The following is a 26,751-nucleotide window of genomic DNA, read 5'->3' as shown; positions in this document are numbered from 1 at the left end:
CGCCCGCCGGGGGGCGCGAGCAACCAAGACGCACCCGCACATACGAAGAGGGCCCGCCGCAGGCGAGGAAGGCGGGCGCAGCCGCGCCTCCTGGGGGCGCGGGGAACGGCGCGAGCAACCAAAAGCACACCCGCACGCACGGAAAGGCCCGCCGCAGGCGAAATGGGGCGGTGAAGCCCGCCCGCCGGGGGGCGCGGGGAACGGCGCGAGCAACCAAGACGCACCCGCACATACGAAGAGGGCCCGCCGCAGGCGAGGAAGGCGGGCGCAGCCCCGCCCAGGGGCGCGGGGAACGGCGCGACCAGCCCCAGCGGCCCCGCACCCAAGAGTTCCGCCCAAGGCCCAGGGGCCAGTACTCGCCAGGTACGGTCACCGCATGCAAGACCCCCACCCCAGCCCCCCCGCCGCCGGAGCACAAAAGACACCGCCCAAGGCCCAGGGGCCAGAACTCTTCAGCTGGGAGTTCGCCACCGACCCCTACCCCGCCTACGCCTGGCTGCGGGAGAACTCCCCGGTGCACAGGACCACGCTGCCCAGCGGCGTCGAGGCCTGGCTGGTCACCCGCTACGCGGACGCCCGGCAGGCGCTCGCCGACCAGCGGCTCAGCAAGAACCCGGCGCACCACGCCGAGCCCGCGCACGCCAAGGGCAAGACCGGCATCCCGGGCGAGCGCAAGGCGGAGCTGATGACGCATCTGCTCAACATCGACCCGCCGGACCACACCCGCCTGCGCCGTCTCGTGTCGAAGGCGTTCACCCCGCGCCGCGTCGCCGGGTTCGCCCCCCGGGTCCAGGAGCTGACGGACCACCTCATCGACGCCTTCGCCGAAAAGGGCGGCGCCGACCTCATCCACGAGTTCGCATTCCCGCTCCCCATCTACGCCATCTGCGACCTCCTCGGCGTCCCCCGCGAGGACCAGGACGACTTCCGGGACTGGGCGGGCATGATGATCCGCCACGGCGGCGGCCCCCGGGGCGGGGTGGCGCGGTCGGTGAAGAAGATGCGCGGCTACCTGGCCGAGCTGATCCACCGCAAGCGGCTCGACCCCGGCGACGACCTCATCTCGGACCTGATCCGCGCCTCCGACCACGGCGAGCACCTCACGGAGAACGAGGCCGCCGCCATGGCCTTCATCCTGCTCTTCGCCGGCTTCGAGACCACCGTGAACCTCATCGGCAACGGCGTGTACGCCCTGCTGACCCACCCCGAGCAGCGGGCACGGCTCCAGGCGGCCCTGGCGCGGGGCGAGAGCGCCCTGCTGGAGACGGGCGTGGAGGAACTGCTGCGCTTCGACGGCCCCGTGGAGCTTGCCACCTGGCGGTTCGCGACCGAGGCGCTGACCGTCGGCGGGCAGGACATCGCCGCCGGTGACCCCGTCCTGGTCGTCCTCGCGGCCGCCGACCGCGACCCCGCGCGCTTCGAGCGGCCCGACACGCTGGACCTGTCCCGGCGCGACAACCAGCACCTGGGGTACGGGCACGGCATCCACTACTGCCTGGGCGCGCCGCTCGCCCGCCTGGAGGGCCAGACCGCCCTCGCGACGCTGCTGCGGCGTCTTCCCGATCTGCAACTCGCGGGCGACCCGGCCGATTTGCGCTGGCGTGGCGGCCTGATCATGCGGGGACTGCGCACCTTGCCGGTGGAGTTCACACCCGCACAGGAAACGGCCGCCGGACGAGCCGGGGCTGACGGCACGTCACGACTGTGATCTTCGCGTGATCTCCGCTGCATCGACTTGTGACAAGTGTTCGAGTGCGGCTACGTTCACGTCGACTCGGGCACCTCGGTGCCCGAGTCGTCGTCACAGTCTCCCGAAAGGCAACCGCATGCTCTCCGGCAATGGTCGTCACCGACGCCCCCGCCAGGCCCCGGCCCTCATCGTCGCGGCCGGAGTCACCGGATCAGCCATCGCCATCCCGCTCCTCGGGGCCACGAGCGCGAGCGCCGCCGAGACGGTGACGTGGGACAAGCTCGCCGAGTGCGAGAGCGGCGGCGAGTGGAGCGCCGACCCCGGGAACGGTTACTACGGAGGGCTCCAGCTCTCCCAGGAGACGTGGGAGCAGCACGGCGGCCTGAACTACGCGCCGAGCGCCGACGAGGCCTCCAAGTCGCAGCAGATCGCCGTGGCGGAGGACATCCTGGACGCCAAGGGCCCGAAGGCCTGGCCGAGCTGCGGGCCGATCGCCGGGCTCACCGACGGCGGCGCCGCGGCCGACGTGGACCCGGGCGACCCGATCCTCCCCGAGCCCTCGGACGCGTCGGGCGCCGGCGGCACAGGCGGCAAGGGTTCGGACGAGAAGGCCCGTGACAAGGCCCGGGAGAAGACCGGCGAGAAGGCCGGCGAGGCCGAGTCCGCGGCCGGGAAGGCCGCCGGTTCCGCCGACGCCTCCGACGGCACGTCAGACAAGCGGAAGCCCTCCGACCGCGCGGGCGACACGCCCGGAGCGGACCGCGCCTCCCGAGACAAGAATCACGACGGGGCGGACGCCGCGGACACATCGGACGGCAAGGGCGGGGCGTCCGAGGCGGACAAGTCCGGCGCCGAGGACGGCACTTCCCGCGGCCCGAAAAATCCCTCCGACACGGCTGACCCTGCCGACGCCTCCGAGGGCTCCGCCACCGGCCGCCACCGCGCCGGCGACGCGGACGAGACCTCCGCGGCCGACGCGCGGAACGGGGACGGCGGTCCCACCGGCCGGCACGCCTCGCGCGGCGGCGAACGCACCCAGAAGGTCGCCGACGGGACGTACGAGGTTCGCTCCGGGGACAACCTCTCGGTCATCGCGGACGACCTGGACGTCAAGGGCGGCTGGCACGAGCTGTACTCCGAGAACAAGGAGACCGTCGGAGCCGACCCGGACCTCATTCTCCCCGGTCAGAGCCTCGATTTGGGCGAAAAGTAGCGGTAGTTGACGAAGCGTCCGCCGGGCGCTTCGCAACTGTATGTCCGCATTGGCGCAAGTGAGAGATGGGTCTCAGAAGACCTGATCGTCTTTGAAATTGTGGCGATCGCGTGACTACGGTCGTCATCGCCCGCCACTCGTGGGCCCCGCCGGTCGGTACGCCGAATCCTGCCAACGGCCGGACGGGAACAGTCGTCGCTTCGAGCGCCGTGGGCAGGAGCGGGGGACCCAAGGTAAGTGCCGGGTCCGGACGTTGGGGCTTCCGCGAGGGAGCGCCGCGAACGGGACCGGCTTGGGGTGAAGTCGCATCGAAGTCGGTGCGACCGGGCAACTTCACTGGCCCGAACCCGACAGCTCACCTCGCAGGCGTCGGTGAGGGGATGAACTCATGCTGTTTTCCAGCAAGGGCAAGCACCGCCGTCCGTCCAAGGCCACCCGTGTCGTCACGCTCGCCGGTGTCACCGGTGCCGCCGTGGCCGCCCCGCTGATGGCCGCCGGTTCGGCCAGCGCCGCCACCGGCCAGGAGTGGGACGCCGTCGCCCAGTGCGAGTCCGGCGGCAACTGGTCGATCAACACCGGCAACGGCTACCAGGGCGGTCTGCAGTTCTCGCCCTCCACCTGGGCCGCGTACGGCGGTACGAAGTACGCGCCCACCGCCGACAAGGCCTCCAAGGCCCAGCAGATCGAGATCGGCGAGAAGGTCCTCGCCGGCCAGGGCAAGGGTGCCTGGCCGAGCTGCGGCGTCGGCCTCTCGGGCGCCGCGTACAACGGCGGCGGCGCGCAGCAGGCCCCGCAGCAGCAGGCCCCGCAGCAGCAGGCCCCCCAGCAGCAGGCCCCGCAGCAGCAGACCAAGCCGCAGCCGCAGCAGACGCAGCAGCAGGCCGCCCCTCAGCAGCGGGCGCAGCAGGCCCCGAAGCCGCAGCCCGCGCCGCAGACCGAGTCGCGCAAGACCGTCGAGACCCCGACCGGCCAGCGGGTCGAGAAGGGCGACGGCGAGTACAAGGTCAAGACCGGCGACACGCTGTCCAAGATCGCCGCGGCGCACGGCGTCAAGGGCGGCTGGCAGAAGATCTACAAGCTGAACGGCGACATCATCGACAACGCCGACTTCATCTTCCCGGGCCAGCAGCTCCACCTCAGCTGACCCGCCCGCGGCCGTGCCCGCCGCGGACGCACGGCCGCCCGCCCCGTCCCCACGGGCTCCCCGCCCCGGTGCGCGTACCCCCGTACGCACCGGGGCGGGGGCATGTCCGCGGCACACCCGCCCCGCCTGTTCGCTACCAGCGAGTAGAAAACGTGGGCTTACGCCCCGTTTCCCGGCTGTTTGTGCGACTGTCCGTCCCAGGGGACGGGCGGTCGGCTGGCCGAAGGCTCCGGGCCGGTTAGGCTCAGGAGACGCAGGGCCGAAGCGGCTCTCGTAAACGCGTCACATCCCAGAAGGAGATGCTCGTGCCGTCCATCGACGTCGTCGTAGCCCGGGAAATCCTGGACTCCCGAGGCAACCCCACGGTCGAGGTCGAGGTCGGCCTCGACGACGGCAGCACCGGTCGTGCCGCCGTCCCGTCCGGTGCCTCCACCGGTGCTTTCGAGGCCATCGAACTCCGTGACGGTGACCCCAACCGTTACCACGGCAAGGGCGTGGAGAAGGCCGTCCTCGCCGTCATCGAGCAGATCGGCCCGGAGCTGGTGGGCTACGACGCCACCGAGCAGCGGCTGATCGACCAGGCCATGTTCGACCTGGACGCCACCGACAACAAGGGCTCCCTCGGCGCCAACGCCATCCTCGGCGTCTCGCTCGCCGTCGCGCACGCCGCCTCCGAGGCCAGCGACCTGCCGCTGTTCCGCTACCTCGGCGGCCCGAACGCGCACCTGCTGCCCGTGCCGATGATGAACATCCTCAACGGCGGGTCGCACGCCGACTCCAACGTCGACATCCAGGAGTTCATGATCGCGCCGATCGGCGCCGAGTCGTTCTCCGAGGCGCTGCGCTGGGGCACCGAGGTCTACCACACGCTGAAGAAGGTCCTGAAGAGCAAGGGCCTGGCCACCGGCCTCGGCGACGAGGGCGGCTTCGCCCCGAACCTCGACTCCAACCGCGCCGCCCTCGACCTCATCCTGGAGGCCATCAAGGAGGCCGGCTACGTCCCCGGCGAGCAGATCGCGCTCGCGCTCGACGTCGCCGCCTCCGAGTTCTACAAGGACGGCTCCTACGAGTTCGAGGGCAAGTCCCGCTCGGCCGCCGAGATGACCGAGTACTACGAGGAGCTCGTCGCCTCGTACCCGCTCGTCTCCATCGAGGACCCGCTGTTCGAGGACGACTGGGCCGGCTGGAACGCCATCACCGAGAAGCTCGGCGACAAGGTGCAGCTCGTCGGCGACGACCTGTTCGTCACCAACCCCGAGCGCCTGGCCCGCGGCATCGAGGAGAACTCGGCCAACGCCCTGCTCGTCAAGGTCAACCAGATCGGCTCGCTGACCGAGACCCTGGACGCCGTCGAGATGGCCCAGCGCAACGGCTTCAAGTGCATGATGTCCCACCGCTCCGGCGAGACCGAGGACGTCACCATCGCCGACCTGGCCGTCGCCACCAACTGCGGTCAGATCAAGACCGGTGCCCCGGCCCGCTCCGAGCGCGTCGCCAAGTACAACCAGCTCCTGCGCATCGAGGAGATCCTCGACGACGCCGCGGTCTACGCCGGCCGCAGCGCGTTCCCGCGGTTCCGCGCCGCTCAGTAGCACGCAGCCGGGCCTCCCGCGCGCCCAGCCGCGTGAGCCCGTGGTTACCTACGTCCCCGCACCCGGTCCCGTACCGTGTGCGGGGACGTACGTACGTTTGCGCGCCGCGCTGCTCTGGGGAGGCGGAACATGGCCAAGGCCGGGACCAAGGACCGGTTCTCCACCGCTACCCGCCTGCGGCTGCTCGGCGAGCAGACCGCCGAGCGCGTCTACCGGTCCCAGACCAAGCGCCAGGCCCGGCGCTCCCGGCTCACCGGCCGCGCGGCCCTGCTCGCGCTGGTGCTCTGCTCCCTGGTCGTGGCGCTCGCCTACCCGATGCGGCAGTACGTCTCGCAGCGCGCCGAGATCGACGACCTGCGCCGGCAGAAGGCCGAGCAGCGCGAGGACGTCGAGAAGCTGCGCGACGAGAAGGCCCGCTGGCAGGACGACGCGTACGCCGAGCAGCGCATCCGGGACCGCCTGCACTACGTGCGACCGGGCGAGACCGGGTTCACGGTGATCGACCCGGCGGCGGCCAAGAGCCGGCGCGCGGACCAGGGGGCGGCCTCGCGCCCCTGGTACTCGAACGTCTGGGACGGCGTCGACAAGGCCGACCGCCCCGACTGACCCCAGCACGGCCCCCGTAGAGAACCGATCGAAAGACAGGCATGCACACGCCCCCGCCCTCCACCGACCGCACCGAGCCCACCGACGCCGACGTAGAGGCGTTCAAGCAGCAGCTCGGCCGCCCGCCCCGCGGCCTGCGGGCCATCGCCCACCGCTGCCCCTGCGGTCAGCCCGACGTCGTCGAGACGGCGCCGCGCCTGCCGGACGGGACGCCGTTCCCGACCACGTACTACCTCACGTGCCCGCGGGCCGCGTCCGCGATCGGCACCCTTGAGGCCAACGGCGTGATGAAGGAGATGTCGGAGCGGCTCCAGAGCGACCCGGAGCTGGCCGCCGCCTACCGCGCGGCCCACGAGGACTACCTCGCCCGCCGGGACGCCATCGAGGTCCTGGAGGGCTTCCCGAGCGCGGGCGGCATGCCGGACCGCGTGAAGTGCCTGCACGTCCTGGTCGGCCACTCCCTGGCGGCGGGGCCCGGCGTGAACCCGCTGGGCGACGAGGCCATCGCGATGCTGCCCGAGTGGTGGGCCAAGGGCCCCTGCGTCACGCCCTGCGCGCCCGAGGACGAGGCGTGACCCGCGTCGCCGCCGTCGACTGCGGCACGAACTCCATCCGCCTCCTGGTGGCGGACGCCGACCCGGTCACCGGCGAACTGCGCGACCTGGACCGGCGCATGACGATCGTGCGCCTCGGCCAGGACGTGGACCGCACCGGGCGGCTGGCCCCCGAGGCCCTTGAGCGCACCTTCGCGGCCTGCCGCGAGTACGCCGAGGCGATCGAGGCGCACGGCGGCGTGGAGCGGGTCCGCTTCGTCGCCACCTCCGCCTCCCGCGACGCGGACAACCGCGAGGAGTTCGTCCGGGGCGTCCTGGACATCCTCGGCGTCGAGCCGGAGGTCATCACCGGCGCGCAGGAGGCGGAGTTCTCCTTCACCGGCGCCACCCGGGAGCTGGCCGGCCGCGACGACCTGGCCGGGCCCTACCTGGTCGTGGACATCGGCGGCGGCTCCACCGAGTTCGTCGTCGGCACGGACTCGGTCGAGGCGGCCCGCTCGGTGGACGTCGGCTGTGTCCGCATGACCGAGCGTCATCTCGTGCGCGACGGCGCGGTCGCCGACCCGCCCTCGCCGGAGCGGTTCGCCGCGGTCAGGGCGGACGTCGAGGCCGCCCTGGACCTCGCCGAGCAGGCGGTCCCGCTCAAGCGGGCCCGCACGCTGGTCGGCCTCGCGGGCTCGGTGACCACCGTCGCCGCGATCGCGCTGGGCCTGGACACCTACGACTCGCGGGCGATCCACCACTCCCGGATCTCCTACGAGCAGGTGGCCGCCATCGCGGAGCGCCTGATGGGCGCCACGCACGCCGAGCGCGCCGCGATCCCGGTGATGCACCCGGGCCGCGTCGACGTCATCGCGGCGGGCGCCCTCGTCCTGCTGACGATCATGGACCGGACCGGCGCCCGCGAGGTCGTCGTGAGCGAGCACGACATCCTCGACGGGATCGCCCACAAGGTGGCGGCGGAGGTCGAGGCGGAGCGCCTGCGGGGCTGACGCGCGCGGGCGAAGACCACCAGGCGCAGCACGGCGAACCGCGCGACACCGGCGAGGGCGGAGGCCCCGAGGTAGACGCCCTGTTCGAGCAGCGCCCCGGGCGCGGCGACCAGCTCCCGAAGGGCGAGCATCGCCGCGCACGTGAGCGCGTACGCGGCCGCCGCGGAGCCGGCCGACTGCGCGTGCTGGCGCCAGGTCGCCCGGCGGCCCGCGCCGAAGGTGAACCGGGCGTGCAGCTCGGTGGCCAGCGGTGTGGCGGCCGCGGTGACCACCGCGTTGGCCAGCGCCCAGGGGAGCCAGGACGCGAGGCCCGCCACGGCGAAGCCGGCCGCGAGCCCCACCCCGCCGCCGCAGAGCACGAAGCGGGCGAAGGCGGTGACAGCACCGGAGGCGGCCTGCCCGCGGCTCCCTGTTCTCTCCATGCCCGACCCCTTTGCCGACTCGTTCGCCGACGCGTTCGCCGGCTCACTTCGCGAAAGGCACGCCTCTGACCTGGGAGGACAGCGAGGCACGCCGCAGTGGTGCCATCATGGCACACGGGTGGCGCCATGGATATCGATTTATGGCGCCATGCCGGGGGCTCGGCGGCGCTGAAGAGTGGTGCGGGGTCCTCGCCGTGACAGTCCGTCGGGAAAGTTCGTGAAGTTCTTCACAAGGATTTCGGCCCTGGCGGGCGAGGTTCGGGGGCATCAGGGCCCCGAAAAGGTCATTCAGGGGTTCCGGCGGGAGGCGGCGCGGCGCTTTCGGTACGGGGCCCGTGGGGTGGGCGGGGCGGTGGTCCACCGCCGCTGCCGACTCAGAGCGGCAGCTCACAAGGGGTGGACAACGACTCGCGTGGCACTGTGGTTCCCCTGATCCGGCATGACCTCGGTCACGTGGGCGGCGAAGTGTAGCAGAGCCCCTCCCCATGCTTGTGAAGGGGCGCACGAGCGACCCCCGCCCGGCAGGTGGATACTCGATGGCATGAGCACCACGGAGCGTCCCAGGATCCTCGTAGTAGGCGGTGGGTACGTAGGCCTGTACGCAGCTCGGCGCATCCTCAAGAAGATGCGCTACGGAGAGGCGACCGTCACGGTCGTCGACCCCCGGTCGTACATGACCTACCAGCCCTTCCTCCCCGAAGCCGCCGCCGGCAGCATCTCGCCGCGGCACGTCGTCGTCCCGCTGCGACGCGTGCTGCCCAAGGCCGAGGTTCTCACCGGTCGGGTCACCACCATCGACCAGGACCGCAAGGTCGCCACGATCGCCCCCCTCGTGGGCGAGGCGTACGAGCTGCCCTTCGACTACCTCGTCATCGCGATGGGCGCGGTCTCCCGCACCTTCCCGATCCCCGGCCTCGCCGAGCAGGGCATCGGCATGAAGGGCATCGAGGAGGCCATCGGCCTGCGCAACCACGTCCTCGAGCAGCTCGACAAGGCCGACTCCACGACCGACGAGGACGTCCGCCGCAAGGCGCTGACCTTCGTCTTCGTGGGCGGTGGCTTCGCGGGTGCGGAGACCATCGGCGAGGTCGAGGACATGGCCCGCGACGCGGCCAAGTACTACAAGAGCGTCAAGCGCGAGGACATGCGCTTCGTGCTCGTCGACGTCGCGGACAAGATCCTCCCCGAGGTCGGTCCCAAGCTCGGCCAGTACGGCAAGGAGCACCTGGAAGGCCGCGGCGTCGAGGTCTACCTCAAGACCGGCATGGACTCCTGCGTGGACGGCCACGTGGTCCTGAACAACGGCCTCGAGGTCGACTCCAACACCATCGTGTGGACCGCCGGCGTCAAGCCGAACCCGGCGCTGGCCCGCTTCGGCCTGCCCCTCGGCCCCCGCGGCCACGTGGACACCCAGACGACGCTCCAGGTGCAGGGCACGGACTACATCTGGGCCGCGGGCGACAACGCCCAGGTGCCGGACATGGCCGCCCGCAAGGCCGGCAACGAGAACGCCTGGTGCCCGCCGAACGCCCAGCACGCGCTGCGCCAGGCGAAGGTCCTCGGCGACAACGTGATCTCCGGCATGCGGGGCTTCCCGCAGAAGGAGTACAGCCACGCCAACAAGGGTGCGGTCGCCGGTCTCGGCCTGCACAAGGGCGTCGCGATGATCGTCATGGGCAAGATGAAGATCAAGCTCAAGGGCCGTCTCGCCTGGTACATGCACCGCGGCTACCACGGCCTGGCCATGCCGACGTTCAACCGCAAGATCCGCGTCTTCGCGGACTGGACGCTCGCCATGTTCCTCAAGCGCGAGGTCGTCTCCCTCGGTGCTCTGGAAGCGCCTCGCGAGGAGTTCTACGAGGCCGCCAAGCCGGCCCCGAAGCCGCAGGTCGCGGCCGAGCCCGCCCCGGCGGTCAAGGCCGAGGAGAAGGCCAAGGCCTCCTGACCTCGCGTCACCGGGTGACCACGCGTCACTGATCCACCCCGAAGGGGGCCGTCCGCCATCCGTGGTGCGGGCGGCCCCTTTCGGCGTCCGGTGGGACTGCGCGGGGCGCCCGTGGTGTTTACGTGGTGTCGGACCGTCCAGCGGTCTTCCTCACGGAGGTGTGCGCCATGCGAAACGCCGCACTGCGGCTGAAGAGACTCGCCGAGCAGCTCATGGGAGCCGAGCTGCCGGTGCGCGTCAGGGCCTGGGACGGCTCGGAGGCCGGGCCGCCGGGCGCCCCCACCCTCGTCGTACGCGACCGGCGCGCCCTGCGCCACCTCCTGTGGAAGCCCGGGGAACTGGGCCTGGCCCGCGCCTGGGTGGCCGGTGACCTGGACGTCGACGGGGACCTCTACGAGGCGCTGGACCGGTTGGCCGCCTTCGTGTGGGAGCGGGACGATGACGCGCCGAACCTGCGCCAGGCGCTGCGCGAACCCCGGTTCCGGGCCGCCGTCCGCTCGCTGATCGCCCTGAGCGCGCCCTTCCTGCCGCCCGCCCCGCCGCCGGAGGAGATGCGCCGGCACGGCCGCCTCCACCTGCACACCAAGGGCAGCGACCGGCGGGCCATCAGCCACCACTACGACGTGGGCAACGACTTCTACGAGCTGGTGCTCGGCCCCTCGATGGTCTACTCCTGCGCCTACTGGGCCTCGCCCGGAGCCACCCTGGAGGAGGCCCAGCGCGACAAGCTGGAGCTGGTCTGCCAAAAGCTCGCCCTCGCGCCCGGCACGCGCCTGCTCGACGTCGGCTGCGGCTGGGGCTCCCTGGCGATCCACGCCGCCCGCGAGCACGGCGTGGACGTCGTCGGCGTCACCCTCTCCCAGGAGCAGGCCGCCTACGCCAGGAAGCGCATCGCCGAGGAGGGCCTGACCGACCGGATCGAGATCCGCGTCCAGGACTACCGGGACGTGCGCGACGGCCCGTACGACGCGATCTCCTCCATCGGCATGGCCGAACACGTCGGCTCCGCGCGCTACCTGGAGTACGCCCGCACCCTGCACGCCTTGTTGGCACCCGGCGGACGGCTGCTCAACCACCAGATCGCGCGCCGCCCGCAGGGCGACGAATCGGCGTACTCCGTGGACGAGTTCATCGACGCCTACGTCTTCCCGGACGGGGAGCTGGCGCCGGTCGGGCAGACCGTCGCGCTCCTGGAGCGGGCCGGGTTCGAGGTGCGTGACGTGGAGGCCATCCGCGAGCACTACGCGCTGACCCTGCGCCGCTGGGTCGCCAACCTGGAGGCGCACTGGTCGCGGGCCCAGCGCCTCACCTCGCCCGGCCGCGCCCGCGTCTGGCGGCTCTACATGGCCGCCTCCGCGCTCGCCTTCGAGCACAACCGCATCGGCGTCAACCAGGTCCTCGCGGTGAGGACCCCCGAGGGCGGCGCCTCGGGGCTGCCGCTGCGGACCCGGGAGTGGCGCGCGTAGCCGCCCGGTACGCGAAGGGGCCCCGGACGGCGATCCTGATGCCGTCCGGGGCCCCTTCTCCCGTACCGCTACCGGCTCATTCGGCCTTGATGGCCATCAGCGGGTTCAGCTTCGCCGCGCTGCGGGCCGGCCACATCGCCGCGAGGACACCGACCAGGGCCGCGATCCCGAGGAAGACCACGATCCGGCCGAGCGGGATCTCCATGGTGTACGTGGAGACGCTGCGGGAGATGGTGCCGCCCGCGACCCAGCCCATGAACAGGCCGAGCCCGATGCCGAGCACCGCGCCGAACAGGGAGATGATGACCGCCTCCAGGCGCACCATCTGCTTGACCTTCGCGCGGTCGAGGCCGATCGCCCGCAGCATGCCGATCTCGTGCTTGCGCTCGAAGACCGACATCGCGAGGGTGTTGATGACGCCGAGCACCGCGATGAGGACGGCCATGGCCAGCAGGCCGTAGAGCATGTTCAGCAACATGTTGATGGCGCCCGCCACGGCGTTGCTGATCGCGGCCTTGTCCTGGACGGTGATCGCGGGGTTCTCGCCGAGGGCCTTGACGATGGCGTCCTCGGCCTTGTCGGAGGCGCCGCCCTTCATCTTCACGAGCACCTGCTTGTCGACGACCTTGGTCAGGTGCGGGTCGACCACGGAGGTGGGGGCGAAGACGCCGCTGAGCATCTCGTTGTGCTCGTACACCCCGGCGACCTTGATCTTCACGGTCTTGCCGTCGTCGTCGAACTTCAGCGGGAAGGTGTCGCCCGCCTTCAGGCCCCGGTCCTTGGCCAGTTCGTCGTCGATGAGCGCTTCACCGGACTTCAGGCCGTCCATCGAACCGCCGGTGACGTCCAGGCCGACCAGGCCCGCGAAGGTCTTGGGGTCGACGCCGTAGACGGAGGTGTAGCTCTCGTCGGCCTCGCCGTACGCCTCGCGCAGCGGGGTCGTCGCCTCGACCTCCGGGATCTTGTCGAGCTTCTCGCGGACCTCGGGGGTCAGCGGCCGGAAGTTCGCCATGGAGACGCTGTAGTCGGCCTTCATGGAGCCGGCGGCCATCTTGTTGATGGCGCTGCCCATGGAGGTGGCGACCACGGTCATCGCCGTGATGAGGGTCAGGCCGATCATCAGGGCCGCGGCCGTGGACGCCGTACGGCGCGGATTGCGCACGGAGTTGAGGCGCGCGAGCTTGCCGGGGACGCCGAACGGCTTCAGGAGCGGCGCCGAGGCGGCGATGAACGGGCGGGACAGCAGCGGCGTGAGGACGATGACGCCGACGAGCATGACGCCCGCGCCGCCCGACTTCACGTAGTTGTCCTTCACGAACAGCATCACCGCGCCGAGGGCGACGACGAGCGCGCCGATGGTGTTGCGGACCACCAGGCCGCGCACGGTCGGGGTGGCGTGGACGCTGTTCATCGCGGCGACCGGGGGGATGCGGGCGGCGCGGCGGCCCGGCAGCCAGGCGGCCAGCATCGTCACGACCACGCCGATCAGCAGGGCCGCGAGGATCGTGGTCGGGCCGATGACGAGCGGTCCGTCGGGCAGCGAGGCGCCGGCGGAGTTCATCAGGGACTCCAGGCCCACGGCCACGCCGATGCCGAGCGCGAAGCCGGTCACGGCGGCGACGAGACCGACCAGGAAGGCCTCGATCAGCACGGAGCGCGTCACCTGGCGGCGCGAGGCGCCGACGGCCCGCATCAGGGCCAGCTCCTTGGTGCGCTGGGCGACCAGCATGGTGAAGGTGTTGGCGATGATGAAGATGCCGACGAAGAGCGCGATGCCCGCGAAGATGAGCAGGACCTGGCTCATCGACTTGGTCTGCGTCTCGATCATCTCGTCCTGCTGGGACTTGAGTTCGCCGCCCGTCCTCGTCGACGAGTCCTTGGGGGTGATCTTCTCCACCGCGCTCTGCAGCGCGCTCTCGGAGGTGCCGGCGGCGGCCTTGACGTCGATCTCGTCGTACTGGTTCTTGTTCAGCGCCTTCAGGGCGGTCCGGTTGTCGAAGACGACCAGGCTGCCGCCCGCGACGACGTTGCCGTCGTCGGTGTCGAAGACGCCGCTGACCTTCGCGGTGCGCACCGGGCCGTCGGTCGAGTAGCGGACGGTGTCGCCCACCCGGTAGCCGGTGCGGCTCGCGGTGCGGGAGTCGAGGGCGAGCTGGCCCGCGGACTTCGGGGCGGCGCCCTCGGTGAAGTCGTAGCGCGGGTCCTTGCCGCCCTTGCCCGGGTAGTAGTTGGAGCCGGTGGTGCCCCACTCGCCGCCGACCAGCTTGCCGTCCTTGTCGGCGAGGGCGGTGAAACCGGAGACGGTGCCGATCGCCGAGTCGGCGCCGGGCAGAGTGCCGGCCTTCTTCAGGAGGGCGTCGGTCAGCTCGGGCTTCTGCTTGGCGCCCCGGCCCTCCTCGCCGCCGGGGTAGCCGCTCTCGGAGGTGATGGCGACGGAGACGTGGTCGAAGCTCTTGGCCGACTTGTTCTTGTAGGCGGAGCCGAAGGTGTCGGTGAAGACGAGGGTGCCGGAGACGAAGGCGACGCCGAGCATGACGGCGAGCACGGTCATCAGCAACCGGGCCTTGTGCGCGAGCACATTGCGCAGGGCGGTACGGAACATGGGTGTGAGTCCAGGTGAGGGGTGGGGGGCGCGGGGAACTGCGCGGCCAGCCGCATGCGGCCCGCAGTGCGAAGAACGAGGCGAGCGGGCGCCTAGCTGGTGCGGCCCTTGGCGTCGAAGTGCTTCATCCGGTCCAGCACGCCCTCCGCGGTGGGCTCGAGCATCTCGTCCACGATCCGCCCGTCGGCGAGGAAGATCACGCGGTCCGCGTACGAGGCGGCCACCGGGTCGTGCGTGACCATCACGACGGTCTGGCCGAGGTCGCGCACCGAGTTGCGCAGGAAGCCGAGGACCTCCGCGCCCGAGCGCGAGTCGAGGTTTCCGGTCGGCTCGTCACCGAAGATGATCTCCGGCTGAGAGGCGAGCGCGCGGGCCACGGCCACGCGCTGCTGCTGGCCGCCGGACAGCTCCGTCGGCCGGTGGCTGAGCCGGCCGGAGAGCCCGACCATGTCGATGACCTGCTCCAGCCACTGCTTGTCGGGCTTGCGGCCCGCGATGTCCATGGGGAGCGTGATGTTCTCCAGGGCCGTCAGGGTGGGCAGCAGGTTGAACGCCTGGAAGATGAAGCCGATCTTGTCCCGGCGGAGCTTGGTGAGCTGCTTGTCCTTGAGCGTGGACAGCTCCGTCTCGCCGAGGCGGACCGACCCCGAGCTGAAGCTGTCCAGGCCCGCGACGCAGTGCATCAGCGTCGACTTGCCGGAGCCGGAGGGGCCCATGATCGCGGTGAACTCGCCCCGCCCGAAGTCGACGGAGACGCGGTCCAGGGCGACCACCTGGGTCTCACCCTGTCCGTACACCTTGGAGAGATCCGTGGCACGCGCGGCCACGGTGGTGGCACGGGCGGCGAAGGGGGTGGTGGTCACGGGACGGTGCTCCTGTCGGTACGACGAGTGGGGACGTACTCCATCGTCCCGGCCGCACGCCGTCCTGGAGTCAGCCGCTGTTCCGGTTCCTGGGGCCCTCTCCGGTCGGACCCCGGGAGGCGAAGTCATACCTCAGGATGAGGGCCGCCCCTGAGAGGAGCCGGACGCCGGACCGGATCCGGGAGGCGGGCCGGGAACTGCCGGGAGGCTAAATTCCGTCATTCCGCGCAGAGGGCCATGAGACCGCCCGGAGCCGTGGAAAGGCCTCCGGCATGTACCAATGGACCGTACCGGGGGCTGATGCTCCCTCAGACGTCAATAAAATAAGACAACATCGTGCCGACCTTCCGCTGTACGGGGGACGCCTCCCGATAGGGTCGAATCCTTGTTGCGGGGCCCTTGGCCTGCCCGGATGGTGGAATGCAGACACGGCGAGCTTAAACCTCGCTGCCCCTCGGGGGCGTGCCGGTTCGAGTCCGGCTCCGGGCACCTCCACCCTCAGCCCCGACCGGCTTCCTGGACCGCCCGTGCGGCGCTCAGGGAGTGGCCGGCTGGGCTCGCTGCTGGATGTCCCCACTGCCGCGGTCTCCGGTCACGTCATCGGAGAGCACGGGGACAGCGCCGTCGTCTGCGCGTCCACGACCACCGTCTACGGGCACCCCGCCGCCGTCCCCCTTCGCTGGGTTCGCGACGAGTTGATCGTCCGGCCCGGCCGGATCAGCGCCGGGATCGGCCGGACCCGTTGCGGCCCCGCCGGTGCAGTCGTATCCGCACTGCGCCTGGCCCTCGGCCTCCAAGACGGCACGTGTGAGCTGTCCGTCCCGCACAGAGATGTGTGGCTCGGCATCCCGGTGCGCTTCATCCGTGGCTTGCCCCTACCGTCAGTGCCTCCGCTGGACAGTGCCGAAGCAGGGCAGTTGGAGGCCGCCCGCGCCAAGCTCCGCGCCGCCTACCAGGCCGTGCGTATCCCCTCACAACCGCTTCAGCCCAGGAGGAACAGTTCATGGACTCCCACGCCGTACGCCTGGAGAGCGCCGGCGCTGCCGTGACCGTCGTCTCCGCCGAGCAAGCCGTCACCGACTGGTCGGCCCGGTACTTCGGCCCGTGGTGGAAGGCCGGCAAGGTCTCCCCACAGGACGTCTGCGCGGGACCGTTGGTCATCGCCGAGGTGGACCCGGGCCGGTACGCGGACGAGGCGCTGGCGGTGACACAGGCGCCGCACCGCAGCGTCGTCTACGCGAAGGCGCAGACCCTCCTCACCGAGGACATCACGGCGCGCCTGATCCGGGCCGTGTCCCCGGAGCAGGCGCTCGCCTACCGGTCCGAACCGGAGGTCGGAAGCCTGCTGATCCTCGGTCGTGGCACCGAGCCGGTGGCCACGGTGGCGGCGCGCCTGGCCCGGGAGGTGATGCGCGGGCTCCTGCTGCGCGACGGCTGGGCCGTGCTGCACGCGTCCGCGGTCGTCAAGGACGGCCGTACCGTCTTGACCTTCGGCGGCAAGGGGGCCGGCAAGACCACGACCGCCTTGGCCCTCGCCGCTCGCCACGGGGGCGGCCTGCTGGCCAACGACCGCGTGTTCGTCCGGCCCAACGACGGTGGAGGTGTGGACGTCCTGCCGTGGCCTTCGGCCGCCGCGCTCGGCCTCGGCCTCCTCCACGCACTCGGCTGGGACGAGATCGCCCGTGAACGCCTGGAAGCCGGTGAGGCACTGCACCCGACGCAGGACAGGCGGGTCACGGAAGCACTCCTCGCCGGCCGCGCCGAGCCGCTGCGGGAGGGCGGCAAGGAGATGAAGGTCCAGGTGTTCCCTGACCAATTCCTCACCTGGTTCGGCGTGCCTCTGGCGACCGAAGGAGAGGCCGCGGCTCTGGTCTTTCCTCGGATCGAGCCCGGCGCGGCACCCGCTGTGCAGGAAACCGGCCGGACAGTGGACGACGGCGACTTCATGAGCGGGCGGACGGAGGACCGCTACCCGGACATCTTCGGCCTCGCGCGCGTTGACGGCGGGGGTACCGAGGAAGCCCGGCACGCGGTCGCCCAGCGCCTGGCCGAGCTGCCGCACCACTCTGTCGTTCTGGGGTGGGACGTCGCGGCCAACGCCGACTTCCTGGCGGAGGTGACCGGCTGCGCCTGATTCCGGAGGGAGAGCGGGCGTGCCACCCGGGTGGGGGAAGGGTTCCGATCCGGGAACAGTAGGGGTCGTGTCGCGCGTTCTCGGTCACAGGGAGGGAAAGATCCTCCCCAAGCACTAGGACCATCCTTTTGCCTACGCATTACTCTTGAGGGCAAAGCCACGCACGGTGGCCATGGAGGAGTGAGATGAGGAGCAGCAACCCGGTCTTCTCGCGACGGGGGTTCAGCCGCGACAGCGGCTACGCCGGCTTCGGCGGGCAGCCGCAGGCCGGGGGACCCGCAGCAGCGACCCAGACCCAGGGCAATCCGTACGCGCAGGGCAACCCCTACGCCACCAATCCGTACGCCCAGCAGGACGTGCAGCACGGCGCGCCCCAGGCGCCCGTAAGCACCGGCCGCATGACGATGGACGACGTCGTCATGCGCACCGCCACCACCCTCGGCACGCTGCTGGTCACGGCGGCGCTCGCCTGGGCGCTGCTGCCGGTCGACGACGCCAGCATCGGCAAGTCGTACGGCATCGCGATCGGCGCCGGCCTGGTGGCGATGGTGCTCGGCCTGGTGCAGTCCTTCAAGCGCAAGGCCTCGCCCGCGCTGATCATGACGTATGCCGCGCTGGAGGGCGTCTTCCTCGGCGTCGTCTCCAGCGTCGTCGACAACCGCATCGCGGACGGCGCGGCCATGCAGGCCGTGCTGGGCACGATGGCGGTCTTCGTCGGCGTCCTGGTGGCGTACAAGGCGGGCTGGATCCGCGTCAACCGTCGCTTCTACGGCTTCGTGATGGCCGCGGCGATGGGCTTCCTGCTGCTGACGGCCGTGAACCTCCTGTTCATGGTCTTCGGCGGCGGTGACGGCCTCGGCTTCCGCAGCGGCGGCCTCGGCATCGTCTTCGGCATCGTCGGCATTCTGCTCGGCGCCTGCTTCCTCGCCCTGGACTTCAAGCAGGTCGAGGACGGCATCGCCTACGGCGCGCCGAAGGAAGAGGCCTGGCTCGCGGCGTTCGGCCTGACGATGACGCTCGTGTGGATCTACCTCGAGTTCCTGCGTCTGATCGCGATCCTGCAGGGGAACGACTGACGCGAGCCGCTCAGCGGCTGAACCGACAGCCGAAGGGCCCGCGGACCGATTCCGGTCCGCGGGCCCTTCGCGTGCGGGTCGGGAGGGAGGTAGGGGGTCAGAGGAACTTGCGGGCGGCCCGCCTCAGGTCGTACTCGTGGATGATCGCCTTCGCGTGGCCGTACGCGAGGTTGTGCTCGGCGCGCAGCCAGCTGACTTTCTCCTCGAAGCGGAAGAGGGAGGGTCCTTCGTCCACGGCGCGCAGCCAGTCGGCGACTTCACGACCGGTGCACTGGGGGATTCGGGCGAGCAGGTTGCGGTGGGTCTCCTCGGAGAAGACTTGGGACATCGGCGCCTCCGGACGCGTCGCGATGTGGTCCGTCCTTCCCGTCACCGTGCCTGAGCGTCCGGGCGTTGGCAACAGTGCCGGAAAGCCGCATAAGGTCGCGGGGTGCTCGATACGACGCCTTTGACGGCCGCAGTGGACCATTTCGCCGACCGCCTGCGGGCCGCGCCGCAGAGCCGCCTGCAGCGCGGCGCCGCGACCGAAGCGCTGGCGCTGGCCAGGGAGTTGGCGGCGCGCGCGCAAGCCATCGAGGAGCCGGACGCGCCACCGCGCGAGATGCCGGACGCGGGGATGTTCGCCGCCGCCGACCAGATCACCGTCGCGGGGCGGGATCTGGCCCTTGTGCTGACGGACCCCGAGGAGCTGGCGCGCGCCCTCGAACTGGTGGCCCAGGCGCAGAAGCGGGCCGCGGTGTAGCCGCCGGGCCCGCCCGGGCGGGTCAGACGGAGGCGATGACGCGGTCGGCGAGGATGTAGACGTTCTCGGTGCCGCACTCGAAGGTCAGGGCGTACGCGCCCGAGATCCCGGAGCCGCCGAGCAGCACCGGGGCGTGCCCGGCGCGCAGGGCCTCGGCGAGCAGCTCCGCGGTCTCGCGGTGGCCCGGCGTCATGCACAGGGTCGTGCCGTCGGTGAAGACGTACACGTCCAGGGTGCCCAGCGGGCCGGGGCGGACGTCGGCCAGCGCGGTGCGCGCGCCGGCCAGCTCCTCGAGGCAGGCCACCGTGCGCTCGTGGTCGCCGTAGATCTCGGAGGCGGGCGTCTGCACCGGCACGAAGTCCGGGTGCGAGGGGTGGCGGCGGCGGGCCGCGGCCAGCTCCGGGGAATCCGACGCGAAATCGTCGGCGAACGGATCGGCGAAGGGCTCGGTCACCGGCTCCAGGCTGTCCGCCTCCAGGCCCGCGAAGTCGGCCTGGCGCGGCAGGAACAGCTCGTCGGCGATTCCGTCCGGGATGCCGGGCAGGCCGTGCAGCAGGGAGGGCGCGTCCGAGCCCTCACGGGCCTCCTGGGCGGCCCAGAAGGCACGGGCCTCGGCCAGCTCCCGCTCCCGCTCCTCGGCGAGCGCCTCGGCCACCGCCGCGCGTATCTCGTCGGCGTCCACGGCGGTGCGGGCGGCCGGCACCGTGGGGTGCGGGCGGCCCGCGGCGGCCCGGCTGTCGGCCAGCTCGGTGCGCAGGGCGGTGATCTCGGCGAGTTGCTTGCGCAGGCCGCGCACCGCGTGCAGGGCGGCTGCGCCCACGGCCGTGGCAGCGGCCGTGGAGAGCAGCAAGGCAAGAGGCATGGCGCTCACTGACGTACTCCCGGTTTCAAGTCGACCCCCGACTTCCTACATCAGCTTGAAGCCTGCACGATCCAGCTGTCAGTGCATAACGTCACGAAACGGGCAGGTCTTTGGACCCTGTGTACCCCTATGGACCGCTGTGAGCTGCGCATATGTGTCTCCCCCAGGAGATAGGTCACATCCTGGGGGAGATTGGGTCACGGAACGGTGCAGAAGCGGAGCGTCAGGAACGCCAACTCTGCGTCAGCGAATCGGGGGCCTTCGCGGTCAGCTGAGGCGCTCGATGACCATCGCCATGCCCTGGCCGCCGCCGACGCACATCGTCTCCAGACCGAACTGCTTGTCGTGGAACTGGAGGGAGTTGATCAGCGTGCCGGTGATGCGGGCGCCCGTCATGCCGAAGGGGTGGCCGACCGCGATGGCGCCGCCGTTGACGTTCAGCTTGTCGATGTCGATGCCGAGGTCCCGGTAGCTCGGGATCACCTGGGCGGCGAAGGCCTCGTTGATCTCGACCAGGTCGATGTCGTCGATGGTGAGCCCGGCCCGGCGCAGTGCCTGCTTGGACGCCTCGACCGGGCCGAGGCCCATGATCTCGGGGGAGAGGCCGGTGACGCCGGTGGAGACGATGCGGGCGAGCGGGGTCAGGCCGAGCTCGCGGGCCTTGGTGTCGCTCATGATCACGAGGGCGGCGGCGCCGTCGTTCAGCGGGCAGCAGTTGCCGGCGGTGACCATGCCGTCGGGGCGGAAGACGGGCTTCAGGCCCTGGACGCCCTCCAGGGTGACCCCGGCGCGCGGGCCGTCGTCCTTGCTGACGACCGTGCCGTCGGGGGTGGTGACCGGGGTGATCTCGCGCTCCCAGAAGCCGTTCTTGATGGCTTCCTCGGCGAGGTTCTGCGAGCGCACGCCGAACTCGTCCATGTCCTGGCGGGTGACGCCCTTGGCGCGGGCGAGGTTCTCCGCGGTCTGGCCCATCGCGATGTAGGCGTCCGGGAGCAGGCCGTCCTCGCGCGGGTCGTGCCAGGTGGAGCCCTCGGTCTCGGCGACGGCCGCGGTGCGGGCCTCGGCGTCGGCGAAGAGCGGGTTGTGGGTGTCGGGCAGGCCGTCGCTGGTCCCCTTCACGCTGCGCGAGACCATCTCGACGCCCGCGGAGATGAAGACGTCGCCCTCGCCCGCCTTGATGGCGTGCAGGGCCATGCGGCTCGTCTGGAGGGACGAGGAGCAGTAGCGGGTGATCGTGCAGCCGGGGAGGTGGTCCATGCCCAGCTGTACGGCGACGATGCGGCCGAGGTTGTGGCCCTGCTCGCCGCCGGGCAGGCCGCAGCCGAGCATCAGGTCGTCGATGTCCCTGGGGTCCAGCTCCGGGACCTTGGCGAGGGCGGCCTCGATGATCGTGGCGGTCAGGTCGTCCGGGCGCAGGTCCTTCAGCGAGCCCTTGAAGGCGCGGCCGATCGGGGTGCGGGCGGTGGAGACGATCACGGCTTCGGGCATCAGGCGCTCCGGTGACGAGGGGGCAGGACTCCCTGGGAAGTTACCCCCGCGTAATGCTGTCGGTCATCGGGTGGGGTGTGTGACGCGGGACGCATTTCTAAGCGGGTGCTCAGGTCGGGGGGTCCTGGGCGTACGGGGGGTTCTTGGTGCGGGTCGGTTTGGCGGCTGGGGTGTGCTGGCTGGGGGCTTGCGTTCGTTGTGGCGTGCGGGTGGGTTGTGGCTTGTCGCGCCGTTCCCCGCGTGTTCTGGCCGGGGGCCTTGCTCTTGTTGTGGCGTGCGGGTGTGTCGTGGCTTGTCGCGCAGTTCCCCGCGCCCCTGGGGGGGCTTGCCTTTGTTGTGGTGTGCGGGTGGGTTGTGGCTTGTCGCGCCGTTCCTCGCGCCCCTGGGGGGGCCTTGCTTTCGTTGTGGGGTGCGGGTGCTTTGGGGCTTGGCGCGCCGTTCCTCGCGCCCCTTAGGGGGGCGTTCTGGGGGCGTGGGGAGCGTGTCGGCAGGGAGTGTGGGGGTGGGGTCAGTGGGGGAGGGGGGTGGGTTCTGGGGTGTGGATGCGGCGTCGGCGGCGGCGTTTGATGAGGGCCCAGGGGCCCCGGGGGCCGGCCGGCATCACCGGAGTGACCTCCGTGCCGCCCTCCGCCGCGGCCTGCGCGGCCGCCCGCGCCACCGGCAGGAAACCCTCGCGCCGCGAGAGGTCGGGCCGCTCCTCCTCGGGCCACAGGCCCAGCGCCGCGCACAGCGTGGGGAGCACCGCCATGGCCGCCGTCGCGTACCCCTCCGCCGAGGGGTGGTAGTTGTCGGGACCGAACAGCTCCCGCGGGTTCGCCGCGAACTCGGGGCCCAGCAGATCGCCCAGCGACACCGTCCGCCCGCCCTGCTCGACCACGCCGATCGTCTGCGCCGCGGCCAGCTGCCGCGAGACCCGGCGGGCCAGCCACCGCAGCGGCTGGTAGACGTTCTCCACGGTGCCGAGGTCGGGACACGTGCCGACGACCACCTCCGCCCCGGCGGTCCGCAGCCGCCGCACCGCCCCGGAGAGGTGCCGCACCGAGCGGGTCGGCGGCATCCGGTGCGTCACGTCGTTCGCGCCGATCATGATGACGCACACGTCCGGCACCCAGGAGGGGTCCGACAGGATCAGCGTGACCTGCCGGTCCAGGTCGTCCGACTGGGCGCCCGGCAGCGCCACGTTCCGCAGGTCGACGGGGCGCTCCGCGACCGCCGCGAGCCCCGAGGCGAGCAGCGCCCCCGGGGTCTGCCCCGACCGGTGCACGCCCTGCCCCGCGGCCGTGGAGTCCCCGAGCATCGCGAACCGCACCGGTTCGGAGCACAACCGCACCGGTTCGGAGCAGTCGGGGGGGCCGGAGATCTCGCCGTACGCCCTCCCGTAGCGCCCGTCGGCCCGCGGCGGATCCGCGTGCGACCCGCCCACGGACCGCTTCGCCAGCTGCACCTCGGCGAGCACCACGCCGACCGCCGCGGCCCCGATCAGCCCGATCCCGCCGCCGCCGTACGCCGCGCCCGCCGCGATCCGCCGTGCCACCCTCGCCCTCGACATGCCCCGCAGCCACCTCCTCGTAGCCGAACCGCCGTACAGCCGTACATCCACTCATTGCCCCGAAAGCACGGTCGGCCAATCGTGGGCGGAGGTGAACGGATGAGAGGGACCCTTAGGCTGACCGCACCAATTCGTCGCACTACATCGCAGCCCGGAGACAACGGTGCAATTCCACGACTCGATGATCAGCCTCGTCGGCAATACCCCGCTCGTGAGGCTCAACCATGTGACCGCGGGCATCCAGGCGACCGTCCTGGCCAAGGTCGAGTACTTCAACCCCGGCGGCTCCGTGAAGGACCGCATCGCGCTGCGCATGATCGAGGCGGCCGAGCAGAGCGGGGAGCTGAAGCCCGGCGGGACGATCGTCGAGCCGACGTCCGGCAACACCGGCGTCGGGCTCGCCATCGTGGCCCAGCAAAAGGGTTACAAGTGCATCTTCGTCTGCCCGGACAAGGTGTCCCTCGACAAGATCAACGTGCTGCGCGCGTACGGCGCCGATGTGGTCGTCTGCCCGACCGCCGTCGACCCCGAGCACCCGGATTCGTACTACAACGTCTCCGACCGCCTCGTGCGCGAGACGCCCGGCGCCTGGAAGCCCGACCAGTACAGCAACCCGAACAACCCGCTCTCGCACTACCACTCCACCGGCCCCGAGCTGTGGGAGCAGACGGAGGGGAAGATCACCCACTTCGTCACCGGCATCGGGACCGGCGGCACCATCTCCGGCACCGGCGGGTACCTGAAGGAGGTCTCCGGGGGCAAGGTCACCGTCGTCGGCGCCGACCCCGAGGGGTCCGTGTACTCCGGCGGCTCCGGGCGGCCCTACCTCGTGGAGGGCGTCGGCGAGGACTTCTGGCCTAGCGCGTACGACCGGAACGTGACCGACGAGATCATCGCGGTGTCCGACAAGGACTCCTTCCAGATGACGCGGCGCCTCGCCAAGGAGGAGGGGCTGCTCGTCGGCGGCTCCTGCGGCATGGCGGTCGTGGCGGCGCTGCGGGTCGCGGAGCGGCTCGGCCCCGACGACGTCGTCGTGGTGCTGCTGCCCGACTCCGGGCGCGGCTACATGAGCAAGATCTTCAGCGACGAGTGGATGAACGACTACGGCTTCCTGGAGGAGCCCGGCGACCAACCGCGCGTCGCCGACGTGCTGCGCCGCAAGGAGGGCGGCGCGCTGCCCTCCCTGGTGCACATGCACCCCGAGGAGACGGTCGGTCAGGCCATCGAGGTGCTGCGCGAGTACGGCGTCTCGCAGATGCCGATCGTGAAGCCGGGCGCGGGACACCCCGACGTGATGGCCGCCGAGGTCATCGGCTCGGTGGTCGAACGCGAGCTGCTCGACGCCCTGTTCGCCCAGCGTGCCTCGCTCGGCGACCCGCTGGAGAAGCACATGTCGGACCCGCTGCCGCAGGTCGGCTCCGGTGAGCCGGTGGCCGACCTGATGTCGGTGCTCGGCGGCGCCGACGCGGCCATCGTCCTGGTCGAGGGCAAGCCGACGGGCGTCGTGAGCCGCCAGGACCTGCTCGCGTTCCTCGCGGAGCAGCAGGGTCACTAGAGCAGCAAGCCCGGCCCGGCCCGGGGGCTTCGCGCAAGTGGTACGAGCGCGACACGTGCGCGCAGCACCCGCTTAACACTGGTCCGGCACAGTGATGGGTGTCGGCGTCAGGAACTCCGGAGCGGCTCCCGGACCTCTGGACGCCGGGACGTGGCCCGGTCCTGACCCGGCACACGTCCCTCGCGGGGACCGCCGTCGTCCCGCCCCCCGGGCAACCGGGGGTGCGGCGGTCCCCGCGCCACTCACCGCCTCCCCGCGCCACTCACCGCCTTCGACCGCCCGGCACGTCACCCTCGGTCAGCAGTCCCACTCCGAGGTGGAGCGGTCCTTGCGGCGGCGGCCGAAGTCCGCGCCGCGGAGCGCCTGCGCCGCGTTCACACCGACGATGCCCACCCAGGTGGTGACGAGCCCGGGCAGGCCGGCGGTGGCCGCGCCGATGCCGGACAGCGGGACCGCGAGGATCAGGGATATCAGGCCGAAGCCGAACCGCTCGCTCCAGGCGTCCACGGCCCCGCCGGACGGGGAGCGGGAGCCGCGGGCGACGGTCATCTGCTGCTCGGCCAGGTGACGGCGCAGGCGTCGGTCGACCGTGCCGTCCAGGCGCTGCTCGATCTTCCCGAGGAAGGAGTCGACCAGGGCGGAGTCGTACTCTTCGCCGAGCTCTCTGCGGGCGTGCAGAGTGGCGTCGAGTTCCTTCTTCAGTTCGGCGTCACGGGCTTCCATAGCCGTCCACGCTACGGGGCCGGCGCCTCGCCGGCGCTGGGGATAACCCCCGTATCCGCCCGGGGACCAGCCCCCGGTGCGACGCTGCCGCGCCGGGCCAGGGCCCAGTACAGCACCGCGGGCACCACCAGGCCCACGACCCACGAGATGTCCGCGCCGCCCAGCGGCTCGACGAGCGGACCCGTGTAGAAGTGCGTGACGAGGAACGGCAGTTGGGCCAGCGGCCCGATCCCGTAGACGGCGAGGGCGTCGAGGCGCCAGGCGCCGTAGCGGCCGTGCGGGTCGCTGAGCGCCGGGATGTCGTACCGCTCGCGCGAGATCAGGTAGTAGTCGACGAGGTTGATGGCCGACCAGGGCGTGAAGAAGGTCAGCAGGAACAGCAGGAAGTCCTTGAAGGACGTCAGGAAGCTGTCCTTGCCGAGCAGCGCGACCACCGTGCCCGCCACCATGATCACGGCGATGTACGCGGTCCGGCCGCGCGGTCCGAGCACCTTCTGGCCGCGGAAGCCGCTGACGCCGGTCACCATCGACATGAAGCCGCCGTAGGTGTTGAGGACGTTGATGGTCAGCTTGCCGAGCGCGATCACGAAGTACAGGAAGGAGGCGATCAGGCCGCTCCCGCCGAGGCCGACGACGTAGCCGACCTGGTCGGCGAGGAAGGCGTCCCCCGCGCTCGCCGCGACCAGCACCCCGAAGGTCATGGACCACTGCGACCCGATGGCCGAGCCCGACAGCGTCCACCAGAACGTGGCCTTCGCCGACGTCGTACGCGGCAGATAGCGCGAGTAGTCGGCGACGTACGGCCCGAAGGCCAGCTGCCAGGACGCCGAGAGGGAGACGGCGAGCAGGAACATCGGCAGGTCGAAGTGGGCGTCGCCCAGCAGGGCGGACAGGTCCACGCGGTCCAGGAGCCGCACGCCGAGGTAGACGAACGCGAGCGCGCAGATCACGCTGGCCACCCGGCCGAGCGCGTGGATGACGCGGTAACCGACCGCCGCCATGACCGCCGTGACGGCGGCGAAGAGGACGATGCCCGTGGTGTCGTCCGTGTGCGTCAGCTCGGCCGTGGCCTGCCCGGCGAGGACGCTGCCGCTCGCGAAGAAGCCGACGTACATGAGGATGACGAGCAGCAGCGGGACGGCCGCGCCCTTCACGCCGAACTGCGCCCGGGACTGGATCATCTGGGGCAGGCCGAGCCGGGGGCCCTGCGCCGAGTGCAGCGCCATCACCGCGCCGCCGAGGAGGTTGCCGACGACGAGGCCGACGATCGACCACACCACGTCGCCGCCGAAGACGACGGCGAGCGCGCCCGTGACGACCGCGGTGATCTGGAGGTTGGCACCGAGCCAGAGCGTGAACTGACTGAACGCGGTGCCGTGCCGTTCGTCGTCGGGGACGACGTCGATGGAGCGCCGCTCCACCAGGTCTTCAGCTGCCATGACGACTGCCCTCCGCTGCTCGCGCGTCTTGCTCGGCTGCATATCGTCATGCAGAGTTCTTGCTGACTGAATAGGTTGTCAATGGTCCGGCGTG

The 26,751-nt window shown here is 71.3% G+C and carries 21 protein-coding genes, 1 tRNA gene, 1 pseudogene and 1 riboswitch; of the genes and pseudogenes, 14 read left to right on the top strand and 9 right to left on the bottom strand.

Going from position 1 to position 26,751, the window contains the following annotated elements; translation table 11 throughout:
- Positions 1-376 precede the first annotated feature (376 nt).
- The 7 genes from ABZ385_RS17865 (at position 377) to ABZ385_RS17835 (ending at position 7,791) form a co-directional block, all read left to right on the top strand.
- Positions 377-1,708, top strand: a complete 1,332-nt coding sequence (locus ABZ385_RS17865; RefSeq protein ID WP_358590566.1) for a cytochrome P450 — start codon at positions 377-379, stop codon at positions 1,706-1,708.
- Positions 1,709-1,826: 118 nt separating this feature from the next.
- Positions 1,827-2,903, top strand: coding sequence for a transglycosylase family protein (locus ABZ385_RS17860; protein ID WP_358590564.1), 1,077 nt, complete (start codon positions 1,827-1,829; stop codon positions 2,901-2,903).
- Positions 2,904-3,098: 195 nt separating this feature from the next.
- Positions 3,099-3,287, top strand: a riboswitch (cyclic di-AMP (ydaO/yuaA leader).
- A 4-nt stretch (positions 3,288-3,291) separates the two neighbouring features.
- Complete coding sequence (locus tag ABZ385_RS17855) at positions 3,292-4,047, top strand: transglycosylase family protein (protein ID WP_358912085.1); 756 nt, start codon at positions 3,292-3,294, stop codon at positions 4,045-4,047.
- Positions 4,048-4,352: 305 nt separating this feature from the next.
- Complete coding sequence (gene eno, locus ABZ385_RS17850; protein WP_358586627.1) at positions 4,353-5,639, top strand: phosphopyruvate hydratase; 1,287 nt, start codon at positions 4,353-4,355, stop codon at positions 5,637-5,639.
- 129 nt (positions 5,640-5,768) lie between these two features.
- Positions 5,769-6,245 carry a septum formation initiator family protein gene (locus ABZ385_RS17845; protein WP_358586625.1) on the top strand — a complete coding sequence of 159 codons (477 nt, stop codon included), beginning with the start codon at positions 5,769-5,771 and terminating at the stop codon, positions 6,243-6,245.
- A gap of 41 nt (positions 6,246-6,286) precedes the next feature.
- Positions 6,287-6,820: a DUF501 domain-containing protein gene (locus tag ABZ385_RS17840; protein ID WP_358586623.1), complete on the top strand. Its 534-nt coding sequence runs from the start codon at positions 6,287-6,289 to the stop codon at positions 6,818-6,820.
- Positions 6,817-7,791: a Ppx/GppA phosphatase family protein gene (locus ABZ385_RS17835; protein ID WP_358586622.1), complete on the top strand. Its 975-nt coding sequence runs from the start codon at positions 6,817-6,819 to the stop codon at positions 7,789-7,791. The genes ABZ385_RS17840 and ABZ385_RS17835 overlap by 4 nt, the downstream gene beginning before the upstream one ends.
- Here the strand turns inward: ABZ385_RS17835 and ABZ385_RS17830 are convergent.
- Positions 7,791-8,213: pseudogene (locus ABZ385_RS17830) on the bottom strand (hypothetical protein); the annotation flags it as partial. The gene ABZ385_RS17835 and the pseudogene ABZ385_RS17830 sit on opposite strands and share 1 nt — an antisense overlap.
- Before the next feature lie 541 nt (positions 8,214-8,754).
- Between ABZ385_RS17830 and ABZ385_RS17825 the strand changes: the two are divergent.
- Together ABZ385_RS17825 and ABZ385_RS17820 are read left to right on the top strand one after the other, a co-directional pair.
- Positions 8,755-10,158, top strand: coding sequence for an NAD(P)/FAD-dependent oxidoreductase (locus ABZ385_RS17825; protein WP_358586620.1), 1,404 nt, complete (start codon positions 8,755-8,757; stop codon positions 10,156-10,158).
- A gap of 167 nt (positions 10,159-10,325) precedes the next feature.
- The gene (locus tag ABZ385_RS17820; protein ID WP_358696925.1) at positions 10,326-11,624 is read left to right on the top strand and encodes a cyclopropane-fatty-acyl-phospholipid synthase family protein; all 1,299 of its coding nucleotides are present in this window, start codon (positions 10,326-10,328) and stop codon (positions 11,622-11,624) included.
- Between the two features lie 76 nt (positions 11,625-11,700).
- On the opposite strand, the gene ABZ385_RS17815 is transcribed toward ABZ385_RS17820, so the two are convergent.
- Complete coding sequence (locus tag ABZ385_RS17815) at positions 11,701-14,226, bottom strand: ABC transporter permease (protein WP_358912084.1); 2,526 nt, start codon at positions 14,224-14,226, stop codon at positions 11,701-11,703.
- A 92-nt stretch (positions 14,227-14,318) separates the two neighbouring features.
- Entirely contained in the window at positions 14,319-15,089 is a 771-nt protein-coding gene (locus ABZ385_RS17810) for an ABC transporter ATP-binding protein (protein ID WP_358586614.1), read from the bottom strand.
- A 406-nt stretch (positions 15,090-15,495) separates the two neighbouring features.
- Here ABZ385_RS17810 and ABZ385_RS17805 point away from each other — a divergent pair.
- The 3 genes from ABZ385_RS17805 (at position 15,496) to ABZ385_RS17795 (ending at position 18,299) form a co-directional block, all read left to right on the top strand.
- Positions 15,496-15,578, top strand: a tRNA-Leu gene (locus ABZ385_RS17805).
- Between the two features lie 514 nt (positions 15,579-16,092).
- Positions 16,093-17,223, top strand: coding sequence for a hypothetical protein (locus ABZ385_RS17800; RefSeq protein ID WP_358912082.1), 1,131 nt, complete (start codon positions 16,093-16,095; stop codon positions 17,221-17,223).
- Positions 17,224-17,408: 185 nt separating this feature from the next.
- Positions 17,409-18,299 carry a Bax inhibitor-1/YccA family protein gene (locus tag ABZ385_RS17795; RefSeq protein WP_358586613.1) on the top strand — a complete coding sequence of 297 codons (891 nt, stop codon included), beginning with the start codon at positions 17,409-17,411 and terminating at the stop codon, positions 18,297-18,299.
- 97 nt (positions 18,300-18,396) lie between these two features.
- Here ABZ385_RS17795 and ABZ385_RS17790 read toward each other — a convergent pair whose 3' ends face one another.
- Positions 18,397-18,627: a DUF4287 domain-containing protein gene (locus ABZ385_RS17790; RefSeq protein ID WP_358586611.1), complete on the bottom strand. Its 231-nt coding sequence runs from the start codon at positions 18,625-18,627 to the stop codon at positions 18,397-18,399.
- Positions 18,628-18,729: 102 nt separating this feature from the next.
- Here ABZ385_RS17790 and ABZ385_RS17785 point away from each other — a divergent pair, with 102 nt between their 5' ends.
- Positions 18,730-19,041, top strand: a complete 312-nt coding sequence (locus ABZ385_RS17785) for a hypothetical protein (RefSeq protein WP_358586610.1) — start codon at positions 18,730-18,732, stop codon at positions 19,039-19,041.
- Between the two features lie 22 nt (positions 19,042-19,063).
- Here ABZ385_RS17785 and ABZ385_RS17780 read toward each other — a convergent pair whose 3' ends face one another.
- From ABZ385_RS17780 to ABZ385_RS17770, 3 genes are all read right to left on the bottom strand, one after another.
- Positions 19,064-19,903, bottom strand: coding sequence for a hypothetical protein (locus tag ABZ385_RS17780; RefSeq protein ID WP_358586608.1), 840 nt, complete (start codon positions 19,901-19,903; stop codon positions 19,064-19,066).
- 267 nt (positions 19,904-20,170) lie between these two features.
- Complete coding sequence (locus ABZ385_RS17775) at positions 20,171-21,391, bottom strand: acetyl-CoA C-acetyltransferase (protein WP_358586606.1); 1,221 nt, start codon at positions 21,389-21,391, stop codon at positions 20,171-20,173.
- Positions 21,392-21,899: 508 nt separating this feature from the next.
- Positions 21,900-22,940 (bottom strand): SGNH/GDSL hydrolase family protein, encoded by a 1,041-nt coding sequence (locus ABZ385_RS17770; protein ID WP_358912080.1) that lies wholly within the window; start codon positions 22,938-22,940, stop codon positions 21,900-21,902.
- 163 nt (positions 22,941-23,103) lie between these two features.
- Between ABZ385_RS17770 and ABZ385_RS17765 the strand changes: the two genes are divergently transcribed.
- The gene (locus tag ABZ385_RS17765) at positions 23,104-24,495 is read left to right on the top strand and encodes a cystathionine beta-synthase (RefSeq protein ID WP_358586602.1); all 1,392 of its coding nucleotides are present in this window, start codon (positions 23,104-23,106) and stop codon (positions 24,493-24,495) included.
- 297 nt (positions 24,496-24,792) lie between these two features.
- Here ABZ385_RS17765 and ABZ385_RS17760 read toward each other — a convergent pair whose 3' ends face one another.
- A complete protein-coding gene (locus ABZ385_RS17760; protein WP_358698488.1) occupies positions 24,793-25,218 on the bottom strand; it encodes a hypothetical protein in 426 nt (141 codons plus the stop codon).
- 11 nt (positions 25,219-25,229) lie between these two features.
- Entirely contained in the window at positions 25,230-26,657 is a 1,428-nt protein-coding gene (locus ABZ385_RS17755) for a cytosine permease (RefSeq protein WP_358912078.1), read from the bottom strand.
- Positions 26,658-26,751 lie beyond the last annotated feature (94 nt).

It is taken from the genome of Streptomyces sp. NPDC005898 (assembly GCF_040629635.1).
Lineage (GTDB): Bacteria > Actinomycetota > Actinomycetes > Streptomycetales > Streptomycetaceae > Streptomyces.
This window is presented reverse-complemented; position numbering and strand designations above follow the sequence as displayed.

What these genes read in the sequence shown, in the direction of transcription:
- ABZ385_RS17865 (WP_358590566.1), top strand. Translation starts at nt 377, where the DNA reads ATGCAAGACCCCCACCCCAGCCCCCCCGCCGCCGGAGCACAAAAGACA.
- ABZ385_RS17860 (WP_358590564.1), top strand. Translation starts at nt 1,827, where the DNA reads ATGCTCTCCGGCAATGGTCGTCACCGACGCCCCCGCCAGGCCCCGGCC.
- ABZ385_RS17855 (WP_358912085.1), top strand. Translation starts at nt 3,292, where the DNA reads ATGCTGTTTTCCAGCAAGGGCAAGCACCGCCGTCCGTCCAAGGCCACC.
- ABZ385_RS17845 (WP_358586625.1), top strand. Translation starts at nt 5,769, where the DNA reads ATGGCCAAGGCCGGGACCAAGGACCGGTTCTCCACCGCTACCCGCCTG.
- ABZ385_RS17840 (WP_358586623.1), top strand. Translation starts at nt 6,287, where the DNA reads ATGCACACGCCCCCGCCCTCCACCGACCGCACCGAGCCCACCGACGCC.
- ABZ385_RS17825 (WP_358586620.1), top strand. Translation starts at nt 8,755, where the DNA reads ATGAGCACCACGGAGCGTCCCAGGATCCTCGTAGTAGGCGGTGGGTAC.
- ABZ385_RS17820 (WP_358696925.1), top strand. Translation starts at nt 10,326, where the DNA reads ATGCGAAACGCCGCACTGCGGCTGAAGAGACTCGCCGAGCAGCTCATG.
- ABZ385_RS17815 (WP_358912084.1), bottom strand. Translation starts at nt 14,226, where the DNA reads ATGTTCCGTACCGCCCTGCGCAATGTGCTCGCGCACAAGGCCCGGTTG.
- ABZ385_RS17800 (WP_358912082.1), top strand. Translation starts at nt 16,093, where the DNA reads ATGGACTCCCACGCCGTACGCCTGGAGAGCGCCGGCGCTGCCGTGACC.
- ABZ385_RS17795 (WP_358586613.1), top strand. Translation starts at nt 17,409, where the DNA reads ATGAGGAGCAGCAACCCGGTCTTCTCGCGACGGGGGTTCAGCCGCGAC.
- ABZ385_RS17790 (WP_358586611.1), bottom strand. Translation starts at nt 18,627, where the DNA reads ATGTCCCAAGTCTTCTCCGAGGAGACCCACCGCAACCTGCTCGCCCGA.
- ABZ385_RS17780 (WP_358586608.1), bottom strand. Translation starts at nt 19,903, where the DNA reads ATGCCTCTTGCCTTGCTGCTCTCCACGGCCGCTGCCACGGCCGTGGGC.
- ABZ385_RS17775 (WP_358586606.1), bottom strand. Translation starts at nt 21,391, where the DNA reads ATGCCCGAAGCCGTGATCGTCTCCACCGCCCGCACCCCGATCGGCCGC.
- ABZ385_RS17770 (WP_358912080.1), bottom strand. Translation starts at nt 22,940, where the DNA reads ATGTCGAGGGCGAGGGTGGCACGGCGGATCGCGGCGGGCGCGGCGTAC.
- ABZ385_RS17760 (WP_358698488.1), bottom strand. Translation starts at nt 25,218, where the DNA reads ATGGAAGCCCGTGACGCCGAACTGAAGAAGGAACTCGACGCCACTCTG.
- ABZ385_RS17755 (WP_358912078.1), bottom strand. Translation starts at nt 26,657, where the DNA reads ATGGCAGCTGAAGACCTGGTGGAGCGGCGCTCCATCGACGTCGTCCCC.